Genomic DNA, 10,614 nt, shown 5'->3' with positions numbered 1-10,614 from the left:
TTAAAAATATCAGTTGAAATAATTTTTTGTGAAAAATCATAAATAAAAGAAAAGTAATAAAAAGCGAAATTTCGCTTTTTATATTAAATTCGTTTTCCTACATTTATCACATCAATCACATAAACCATTTATCATCATGACCATAGCAGTATCAGATACTTTACAGTTAAAGGTTTTGGGAGAGATGCCCAAAGCGTATGAAAAGATTCTAACGCCCGAAGCATTGGGGTTTTTGGCTTTTCTTGAATTGAAGTTCAGGGAAAAGAGGTTTTCAATTCTTGTCAGAAGGCAGCGAGTCCAGCAGCAGCTCGAAATGGGGGAGTTGAAATCGGTGTTGGCGGAGATTCCGGATGTAAGCGGGAATTGGAGGATCGCGGCCATACCGGAAGATTTGGAAGATAGGAGAGTGGAGATCACAGGTCCTGTGGATCGGAAAATGGTCATCAATGCGCTGAATTGTGGGGCAAAGGTTTTTATGGCGGATTTCGAGGACGCTACTTCTCCCACTTGGGACAACATCATTACCGGACAAATCAATCTTTACGATGCCATCCGAAATCAAATTGATTTTGAAGCCGAAAACGGGAAATCCTATGCGTTGAATGCCAAGCATGCGGTATTGAAAGTGAGACCAAGAGGTTGGCATTTGGAGGAAAAAAACATGGTCATCAACGGGGAACCACTTTCCGCATCATTGGTTGATTTTGGATTGTTTTTCTTCCACAATGCAAAAAAATTATTGGAAAATGGCTCAGGGCCTTACTTCTACCTGCCAAAGTTGGAAAGTCATTTTGAGGCCCGTTTGTGGAACGATGTATTTGTAGCGGCTCAGGACTACTTGAAAATCCCTCAAAAGACGATCAAAACCACTGTTTTGGTAGAAACCATTTTTGGGGCTTTGGAGATGGACAATATCGTCTATGAGCTTAAGGATCACCTCGTGGCCCTCAATGCCGGTCGGTGGGATTATATTTTCAGCATTATCAAAAAATTCAGAAATAATCCCGCCTTCATACTTCCCGATAGAAGCTTGGTGACGATGGAAACGCCCTTTATGAGGGCTTATGCCACCAAACTTGTGGAAATATGTCATGCACGGGGTGCGCATGCCATCGGTGGGATGTCTGCTTTTATCCCCGCCAAAGATGCAGAAATCAACCGCATGGCTCAAGAAAAAGTGAAGGCGGACAAAGAGAGGGAAGCCTCCATTGGGTATGATGGCACCTGGGTAGCCCATCCATTTCTGGTACCCATTGCTGAAGAAGTTTTTACAAAGGCCTTTGATCAGGGACATGTCAATCAAAAAAATAAGCCACCATTTCATTCAGGATTTGAAACAGAGGATTTATTGGATGTGAGGATTCCAGATGGGAGCATCACGGAATCCGGAGTGCGGACCAATATCAATGTGGGTATTCTTTATTTGGAAAGCTGGCTTTCTGGTGTGGGTGCAGCAGCATTGTATAATCTGATGGAAGATGCCGCCACGGCCGAGATTAGCCGCGCCCAACTTTGGCAATGGATCAGGCATGGTGTCCAAACCAAGGACGGCCAAACCATCACCGGAGAATTTTATTTGAGCCTCAAACTCCAGGAAATGGAAAAAATAAAAACCCTTTTGGGGGAGGAGAGGGCCAATGGAAGGGCTCTGCAACAGGCATCTGCGCTGATGGATAAGCTGGTGCTTTCTAACGACTTTGTCGATTTTCTCACGCTCCCTGCCTATGCAATGCTTTAAACTATAATGACCTTATTCTTAAATCACAACAATCAATTTAACCCTAACAATTATGAAAAATCAATCAATCGAAAATGCCTTGGCGATGGAAAATGACTGGAAAAACAATCCAAGATGGAAAGGCATCCTTAGAAATTATTCTGCACAGGATGTTTTGCGACTCACCGGAAGTTACAAGTTGGAGTTTTCCATTGCCAGAATGGGTGCAGAGCGGTTTTGGGACAAACTAAACAATCAACCCTTTATTGCAGGCCTTGGCGCACTGACGGGGAATCAAGCCATCCAGGAAGTCCAAGCAGGACTGGAGGCCATTTACCTGAGTGGCTGGCAAGTGGCTGCAGATGCCAATTTGGCTGGTCAAATGTATCCCGACCAAAGTCTGTATCCTGCTGATTCAGTTCCCGCAGTGGTCAGAAGAATCAACAATGCGCTTTTGAGAGCAGACCAGATTCAGTCCGTATCGGGAAACACGGATTTGGAATATTTGGTCCCTATCATTGCTGACGCCGAAGCTGGTTTTGGTGGAAACCTGAACGCATTTGAGTTGATGAAAATGATGATAGAAGCAGGCGCCTCCGGTGTCCACTTTGAGGATCAGCTGTCTTCTGCCAAAAAATGCGGCCACTTGGGAGGCAAAGTATTGGTCCCGACACAAGAAGCGATCAATAAACTTTTGGCGGCAAGGTTGGCAACAGACGTATGTGGTGTTCCCACTATTGTCATTGCAAGAACGGATGCTGACGCAGCCAATTTGATCACCTCGGATATTGATCCCAGGGATCACAAGTTCATTACGGGGAAAAGAACCTCGGAAGGTTTTTATGAAGTGAATAATGGAATCGAACAGGGAATTGATAGAGGACTTTCCTATGCACCCTATGCTGATTTGATTTGGATGGAAACCTCTAATCCTGACCTGGGTTATGCGAGGGAGTTTGCCCAAGCCATCCATGAAAAGTTTCCTGGCAAAATGCTGGCCTACAACTGCTCTCCATCCTTCAACTGGGCGGCGCATCTTTCGAAGAGCGAGATGCTGACTTTCAGGGAGAATTTGGCTGAACTGGGCTATAAATTTCAGTTTATCACCCTAGCCGGATTCCATGCACTCAACACCAGCATGTTCGAACTTTCTCTGGCTTACAAAGACAGGGGAATGGCGGGGTACTCCGAATTGCAAGAAAGAGAATTTTCTTTACAAAAAAATGGCTTTAAGGCAGTGAAGCACCAAGCCTTTGTTGGGACGGGTTATTACGATGCAGTTCAGCAAGTTGTCACTGGTGGAGAATCTTCTACAATGGCTTTGAAAGGGAGTACAGAAGAGGCGCAATTTTAACAGAATAAAATTTTCGCAATCGATTGTTTGCAGTTTTTAAAAACATTTTATACCTTTCGATCATGTTATTCATACTTTGAATATCTACAATAGGTTTAATAGGTTTGAGAGATAAAAAAGGTCCAGGCAATGTCTGGACCTTTTTTGATTTTTAGCCAAAACATGCTTGATTTGTATTGCGGTTTTGCTTTTTGGCCGCTGGTTTTTTCTGCAAAAGCGTTGAACCCGTTTTATGCATTCCGAACTCAATTCAAGCTTGTAATTAACGGATAATGAATGAGGGCTTGACTATTTTTGAACATGCTCTTTTGGCATGAAGAATTAGTCTCCCTATAGTCTGATTTTCTTCCAGCTTCGATCCCCTTTGGAAATGGAATGCATATTTCGGGTTTAACCCGTTTTTCCATTAACTTTGGATCCGGAATGTCTGGCTTGACTGTATTTGAGGCTTGATCCAATAAAAGCAATGAACAACACATTCAATTTTTGTCTACCAAATCCCACTCTGAAAAAATGGAAGTAGTTTTCTTCAATCGGACATCAAATCCCATTTGGTTCTTTCTTTTGATCTTGGCTTTTTCTTGTTCTTCTGATAAAGAAACAAAGGAAGAAACCAGTGAAGCTCTGATCTTGACCGTGGAAGAAAAAGAAATGACCATGGTCCTGGAAGGTTTGGGGCAATTTCCGGAATGGACGGCCAATTGGAAAAGCATTGAACCTGGATTCGACGCAACGGCTTTCGATTTTGCAAGAGGCTATACCTATGAGGTGTTGGAATGGCCTGAGGAAAATTTCATCATGCCCAACACTGCCTTTTATCCCTATCTGGTTCCTCAGCCAGATGGCAACGGCGTAGTAGACATCTACAGCTATAAAGTTTCCTTCAATGAAGAAGGAAAGCCGTATTTCAATCCGGATTCCGAAGTCATTTATTTCAAATCCAACGGGATGCGGGAAAGACTCCTTTTCATTGGGCCCTCTGGAGCTTTTGAGGAGGCCATTTGGGTAAGCCCCGATCACCTGCTGGTGGCAGGGATATTTGAAGAGGAAACCGGGGTCAGGCCCATCGTTTGGCTGATCATTCCAGGCGAAAATCGATACCTGTATTTTGAAAGTCCCGTGGTCTCCAGTCAGTATCCCCGAGAAGGATATCTAAAGAAGAAATTAAATAAGATCAATTTTTTGAAATGAAACTCGATAAAGTCATTCGTAAACTCGAAGAAGCTTTGAAAAAGCCCTTGCCTGGAAAGATGGGGCAGGGGACAATGGCGCCAAAACCGATTGATGCGCGCAGGTTCTCATTGAACATTCCTGAAAACCATCGAAAGGGGGCCGTATTGATGCTTTTCTATCAAGATGAGGAGGGTTGCTTGGTCCCATTTATCAAAAGACCGACCTACGAAGGCGTCCACAGCGGACAAATTGCTTTTCCGGGCGGAAAATGGGAATTGACCGACCTGAATCTCGGAGAAACGGCACTGCGGGAAGCGGAAGAAGAAATAGGGGTGGACCGTAACAAAGTGGAACTGATCGGCAGGTTGACGGATCTTTACATTCCGGCGAGCAATTTCATGGTTTCCCCATTTATCGGTTTTACCCATGAAAAGCCGGAATTCAGACCGGATCCCTTTGAAGTGGAAAGGATCATCACTTTTCCTTTAAGTGACTTGTTGGACCAAAAAATCAGAAAAATGGGGTCCGTAAATATTGATTCGGGACTCAAATTGGAAACGCCTTATTTTGACATTGACCAAGAGATGGTTTGGGGCGCCACGGCGATGATCCTGGGCGAGTTTATGCAACTCTGGGAAAATTCCAGAGAATGATTTTTTGGGCATCTGATGCATTTGTGGTATTTATGCATTCTCAAATGAACAGATAATGCAGGAAAATAGCCCACTGATCACCAATGATGCCGTAGTTTTTGGAATTTTGATGACCATATTGGCCTTGGTTTTTGCCACGGCTTCCAGCAAGAGAAATTTTTGGCTTAAATTTTACCGGGTTGTCCCTTCCATTTTGCTTTGTTATTTTGTACCAGCGCTGCTCAATTCCTTTGGATTGATTTCAGGCGAAACATCCAGACTTTACTTCGTGGCGTCAAGGTATCTGCTACCGGCATCCTTGGTTTTGCTTACCTTGGGTATAGACTTCAAGGGAATTCTAAAATTGGGGCCAAAAGCCCTGATCATGTTTTTGGCAGGTACATTGGGAATCATCTTGGGAGGCCCCTTGGCTTTGTTGGTGGTTTCAGCAGTTTATCCGGAGATTTTGGGAGGTGTTGGGCCGGACGAGGTGTGGAGGGGTTTAGCGACCATCGCCGGGAGTTGGATTGGTGGAGGAGCGAATCAGACAGCCATGCTGGAGGTTTTCGGAGCAAGTCCAGCCTTGTTCAGCCAAATGATCGCAGTGGATGTCTTGGTCGCCAATGTCTGGATGGCAGTGTTGCTCTATTGGGCTGCGAAACCCGAAAAAATTGACAAGCTCTTCCGGGCTGACAGTTCTGCAATTTTGGAGTTGCAGGAAAAGGTAGAAAAATACAGGGAGAGTATCCTCAAGGTGCCCAATATGGCGGATACGATGAAGATATTGGGCATTGGCTTTGGTCTGACGGGTCTGGCGCATTTGATTGCGGACAATGTGGCGCCCTACATCGGCGAAAATTATCCCCAAATGGCCCAGTATTCATTGGATTCAACTTTTTTCTGGATTGTCATCATTGCCACGACAGGAGGATTGATGCTTTCCTTTACCAAATCAAGGGAACTTGAAGGTGCCGGAGCCTCCAGGTTGGGATCGGTTTTGCTCTATGTTTTGGTAGCTACCATTGGGATGCAGATGGATTTGATGGCTATTTTTGACAGTCCAATCCTGTTTCTGATCGGGATCCTTTGGATGTTTTTCCACATCACCATCATGCTCATCGTTGCCTATTTGATCAAGGCTCCTTTCTTTTTTGTGGCTGTGGGGTCTCAGGCCAATGTGGGAGGTGCAGCTTCTGCACCCATCGTTGCCTCTGCCTTCAATGCCTCCTTGGCTCCAGTAGGGGTTCTGATGGCGGTATTGGGATATGCGGTGGGTACATATGGGGCCTATTTGGCGGGATTGCTCCTGCGTTTTGTCCATGGACTATAAGAAAAGTGCCAGGGAAAAATACGGGTTCGAAAATTGCATTGAAGCAATTGCCTTAAATTTATCACAGAGACAATCAAATTATGCCAACTTATAGAAAATTCATTTTCGTATGCAACGGATCCGATTGTAAAAAATCAGGTTGTAAAAACCTCCAGTCTGAAATCAAGGAGTTGATCAAATCCGAGGACCACAAGGGGAAGTTCAAGATCATCAAAACCAAATGTATGGACTTTTGCAAATCCGCACCCGTGGTGGTGATCAACAATGAGGTGATCAAAAAAGCTGATTTGACGGATTTGAAGAAAAAAATGCTTTAGGCTTGTAATTTTTGCTTTTGAAAATTCCTGAGGCGAGATTTTGAAAGGACAAAGCCATTCAGGTTTTTCATTTTAAGATGGCTGTGTTTGTAAACCTGTATTATGCATTCTCCATTTCACGCTGAAATTGATTCACCATCAGTCTTTTTTGTAATTTCTGACTTCACCATATAAGCTCCAGTTGGTCTAAAGAGGGGCTGATTTCCTGCAGTTTCAAGCCCTATTCGGAAATTTAATGCATTTTTCGGGTTCAATTCCACCCTGAAATTGATTCATCATCAGTCTTTTTGTAATTTCTGACTTCACCATATAAGCTCCAGTTGGTCTAAAGAGGGACTGATTTCTTGCAGTTCGAAGCTCTATTTGGAAATTTAATGCATTTTTCGGGTTCAATTCCACCCTGAAATTGATTCATCATCAGTCTTTTTTTAATTTTTGACTTCACCATATAAGCACCAGTTGGCCTAAAGAGGGTCTGAATTCCTGCAGTTTCAAGCTCTATTCGGAAGAGGAAAGTATATTTCGGGTTGAACCGTTCCTGAAAAACCCAATCTCCTAAATCATGTCTGCTTGATTCAATCCGTTTTATTCATTACGGACTCAACGCAATATTGTAATTGAATGACAATCAATTGGATGTTGACTATTCTTGATTTCATCCTATTGGTGTCAGGAATTATTCTTCCAATCGGCTGATTTTCTTTCAGTTCCAATCCCATTTGGAAACCTATTGCATATTTCGGGTTCAAATTTTTTTGTTGGGACCATAAAAAAAAGGCTTTCCAATCATTTGGAAAGCCTTTTTTGGGTAAATAGAAATTTGTTTATTCTAGAAATTGAAGCTCATTCTGGCAAAGATAAACCTTCCGTTGAAGCCCATTTGTTGGACTCTTCTTGAGTAGACAAATCTTCCTGCACTGAAGTTTCCACTGTGGTTGTGCATGTCTTGATAGACATCAAATAGGTTGTTTGCACCCACATTCAATCTCAAATGATCCGTGAATTTATAGCTTAGCGTCACATCGGTGACCACTTTGGGACTAAAAGTCTGGTCAAGTGTTTCCCTATTGCCTGTAAGCGTATTCACCGGCCAAGTACCTGGATCATTTCCCATCGTTGGATCAAGGAACACCACCTGCCCAAATCTAACGGCTCTTGCCATAAAAGTGAATTTCCCCACGTTATAGTTGGCCATAAAACTCACTTTGTCCCTTGGATTGGCTACTTCGATCCTGCTTTGGTCTTCTCTGTTGAAATAGTTGCCCAATTGTCCAGTTTGCTCCAATATCGGAGACCCTTTGATAATCGCTTTGCCATCACTGTCTTTCTTGACGGTGTTGTTGATAAATGTACCGGCCAAGATAAAACTGATCGAAGAGGTGCTGTTCAGGTTGACATTGTAGGTGATGACAGATTCAATTCCCCTTGCGCGGGTGTCAATGGCATTGGTGAAGAAATTGGCGGTAGTGGCGTTGGCTGCTGCCAATTGTTGCCGAATGATTTCATTGCCACCGTCGTTGAAGTTGTTGGTCAATACAATCCTGTCATCGATGTCTATTTGATAGGCATCCACGGTGATTTCCAGATTTTCCGTGGGCTGTAAGGTCGTTCCGATGGTATAACTCCTGGAGGTTTCTTGTTTCAAGGTGGGTATGCCCAAGATCCTTGCAGGCTCACTGTTGTTTCTGAAAGTCCCACTTTCTATCGGGATAAGGCCACTGCCCGGCACTGTGACAAACAGCGTATTCACCCTGGAGTAATAAATCTGCTGCATGGAAGGCGCTCTGAACCCCGTACTGGTGGAGGCTCTCAAGGCGAATCCTTCAGCGATTTTATATCGGGAAGCGAGTTTGTAGTTGAAGGTACTTCCGAAATCGGAATAATCTTCGAATCTTATGGCGGCGGCTACGTTCCAGGATTTGGTGAATTCCTGCTCCACATCAAGATAAACTGCCTTGTTGTTTCTGTTGAAATATCCAGCGGTAGAAGGGGTGAAGCCGCCAAATACTTGAGAGCCAGCTGGAACACCTGCGTCAGGATTGAAATTTCTGTAGGAGGTTTCTTCACCTGCCCTCACTCCGAATTGCTCGAACCTGAATTCAGCACCTACCGCCACATTCAGACCTGCCAATACATCGTATTTTCTTGCCGCATCGAAGTTGATCGTGTTCTGGAGAAAATTCAATCCCCCGGCATCAAATTCTTTTTGGAAATTGGCCGTCTGAAGTGCTTGGGTGTAATTCACGGATTCGGTGATTTCGAAATCGAAAATGTTTTGTCCAAAAGTATTGCTCAAATCAAATCTCCATTCACCAAGTGTGCCCATAAGTCCAATGGTATTGGAAAGGTCAGTGATGTCCGTATTGATTTTGGGCAAAAAACCATTTGGGTAAACCTGAAATACATTTCCACGAACTGCTGCGGGAACACTGTTTGGATAGCGATAAAAACCTGCAGCGTTTCCTTTTTTATTGTTGTATCCTCCAAAGGAGTAAATTTCCATTCCGTTTTTTAGCGGAAGCGAAAAATTGATCATGATGCCTCCTCCGTTTACTTCAGAGTTGCCAATACGCATGTCAAAATCATCACGCGAAAGACCTCTTGCCAGCAATTCGGCATTGTCCACATTTACTCCGCCAACAGCAGGAAAGATCTGTCCGGCATACGTACCTGTTCTGTTGGTGAAGCCTCTTTTGACGTACTCGCCGGTAACGTTCAAAAAACCTTCCTTTCCGACTTTCATGCCATAATTCAAACCTGCGCTGACCATCGTTCCATCTGTTACGCTCACGCTTGAATTTTCCCCACCGCTGACGATGAAGTTTTTGTCATAATTGGTGACATGCGTTCCAGAAGCAAAGGATCCACTGAGTCCCACTGATTTTTTCAGGATAATATTGACTACTCCTGCGATCGCGTCGGATCCATATTGTGCAGCTGCTCCATCCCTCAGGATCTCGATTTTTTCCACTGAGTTTGCAGGAATGGCATTCAAATCCGTACCGACTGAACCTCTGTTCACAGTACCGTTTACGTTTACCAAGGCGGATTGGTGCCTTCTTTTTCCATTCACCAAGACCAAAACCTGGTCCGTTCCCAAACCCCTCAATTGTGCAGGGTCAACATGGTCAGAACCATCGGAAATGGTCTGCCTGCTGGATTGGAAAGAAGGGGCAATATAGGTCAGGATTTGGTTCAAGTCGACTTGACCCAAAGCGTCGATTACCTTGGATACCGGTATGATATCCACCGGTACGGGAGAATCTATCCTTGATCTCGCACCTACTCTGGTTCCCGTCACAATGATTTCAGACAAATCCGTGTCATCCGCAAGCATTGTGACATTGATACTGGATTGGTTGGCAATATTCACCTCTTGGGATCTCAATCCGATAAACGAAATCACCAAAATATTCCTACCAGCGGGTACGTCGATTGAGAATTTACCTTCCATATCTGTCGTGGTGCCAGTGGTCGTCCCCTTGATCAGGACAGCTGCTCCAGGCAAGCCCAATCCATCTTCTTCTGTGATCACTTTCCCAGTGACCGTTCTTGTTTGTGCTTGTAGGGTTTGAGAAAAACTCAGTCCAATGCACACCAATAAAAAGAGTAATGATTTTTTCATAGAGTTTCTTTTAAGTTTTGAATGATATTTTAACTAAATTTAACTGTATTTGTTTAGAAAAGGAAAAGTCAGTCTTTTTTAATTGACAATTCAATGTTATTCAGAACCTTAATTGGAATATTTGAATTTTTCAATAGGAATTGAACAGTGAAAAAATTCAGGATGAAGTATCGTATCAATGGGTTATTGGTCGTTCTTTCCAAACCATCCACCATTTTCGCAAACCAAGAAATGCCATAGGTCTGAAAAAATTCTTGCCTCAACCATTTATTATGCGAAAACCAAAATAATATACAATCAAGGTGGCTCCGACAGGACATCACCTATTGCAACTCTTTATCGGGAAGGCATCTATTTCAGTAAATGAGCATCTTCCAAACGGGGGAGGATCAACCTAAAATTGGTCGATCACTCCTTCCGTTTAGGAAAATAATTGTTGAAAAACAGCGAAAAATAGCGATGTTCA

At 43.6% G+C, this 10,614-nt stretch carries 7 protein-coding genes; 6 read left to right on the top strand and 1 reads right to left on the bottom strand.

The genetic code is table 11. The features are described from left to right. The first annotated feature begins 136 nt into the window (after nt 1–136). From aceB to F824_RS0109325, 6 genes are all read left to right on the top strand, one after another. Nucleotides 137–1,738, top strand: coding sequence for a malate synthase A (gene aceB / locus F824_RS0109360; RefSeq protein ID WP_019597621.1), 1,602 nt, complete (start codon nt 137–139; stop codon nt 1,736–1,738). A gap of 52 nt (nt 1,739–1,790) precedes the next feature. Then, complete coding sequence (gene aceA / locus F824_RS0109355; RefSeq protein ID WP_019597620.1) at nt 1,791–3,071, top strand: isocitrate lyase; 1,281 nt, start codon at nt 1,791–1,793, stop codon at nt 3,069–3,071. A gap of 513 nt (nt 3,072–3,584) precedes the next feature. Next, entirely contained in the window at nt 3,585–4,262 is a 678-nt protein-coding gene (locus F824_RS0109340) for a hypothetical protein (protein WP_019597617.1), read from the top strand. Beyond that, the gene (locus tag F824_RS0109335) at nt 4,259–4,897 is read left to right on the top strand and encodes an NUDIX hydrolase (RefSeq protein ID WP_019597616.1); all 639 of its coding nucleotides are present in this window, start codon (nt 4,259–4,261) and stop codon (nt 4,895–4,897) included. The genes F824_RS0109340 and F824_RS0109335 overlap by 4 nt, the downstream gene beginning before the upstream one ends. A 55-nt stretch (nt 4,898–4,952) precedes the next feature. After that, on the top strand, nt 4,953–6,206 hold the full coding sequence (locus F824_RS0109330) for a DUF819 family protein (RefSeq protein WP_019597615.1): 1,254 nt from the start codon (nt 4,953–4,955) through the stop codon (nt 6,204–6,206). Nucleotides 6,207–6,286: 80 nt separating this feature from the next. Beyond that, nucleotides 6,287–6,523 carry a (2Fe-2S) ferredoxin domain-containing protein gene (locus F824_RS0109325; protein ID WP_019597614.1) on the top strand — a complete coding sequence of 79 codons (237 nt, stop codon included), beginning with the start codon at nt 6,287–6,289 and terminating at the stop codon, nt 6,521–6,523. Nucleotides 6,524–7,352: 829 nt separating this feature from the next. Here F824_RS0109325 and F824_RS0109310 read toward each other — a convergent pair. After that, complete coding sequence (locus F824_RS0109310) at nt 7,353–10,148, bottom strand: TonB-dependent receptor (RefSeq protein WP_019597612.1); 2,796 nt, start codon at nt 10,146–10,148, stop codon at nt 7,353–7,355. Between the last annotated feature and the right edge of the window lie 466 nt (nt 10,149–10,614).

Origin of the sequence: Rhodonellum psychrophilum GCM71 = DSM 17998 (assembly GCF_000381545.1) — a bacterium.
GTDB lineage: Bacteria > Bacteroidota > Bacteroidia > Cytophagales > Cyclobacteriaceae > Rhodonellum > Rhodonellum psychrophilum.
The sequence above is the reverse complement of the archived record's forward strand: the minus strand, read 5'-3'. Positions and strand labels throughout refer to the sequence as shown.

Excerpts from the sequence above, each read along its gene's own strand:
- aceB (WP_019597621.1), top strand. The coding sequence starts at position 137 with ATGACCATAGCAGTATCAGATACTTTACAGTTAAAGGTTTTGGGAGAG.
- aceA (WP_019597620.1), top strand. The coding sequence starts at position 1,791 with ATGAAAAATCAATCAATCGAAAATGCCTTGGCGATGGAAAATGACTGG.
- F824_RS0109340 (WP_019597617.1), top strand. The coding sequence starts at position 3,585 with ATGGAAGTAGTTTTCTTCAATCGGACATCAAATCCCATTTGGTTCTTT.
- F824_RS0109335 (WP_019597616.1), top strand. The coding sequence starts at position 4,259 with ATGAAACTCGATAAAGTCATTCGTAAACTCGAAGAAGCTTTGAAAAAG.
- F824_RS0109330 (WP_019597615.1), top strand. The coding sequence starts at position 4,953 with ATGCAGGAAAATAGCCCACTGATCACCAATGATGCCGTAGTTTTTGGA.
- F824_RS0109325 (WP_019597614.1), top strand. The coding sequence starts at position 6,287 with ATGCCAACTTATAGAAAATTCATTTTCGTATGCAACGGATCCGATTGT.
- F824_RS0109310 (WP_019597612.1), bottom strand. The coding sequence starts at position 10,148 with ATGAAAAAATCATTACTCTTTTTATTGGTGTGCATTGGACTGAGTTTT.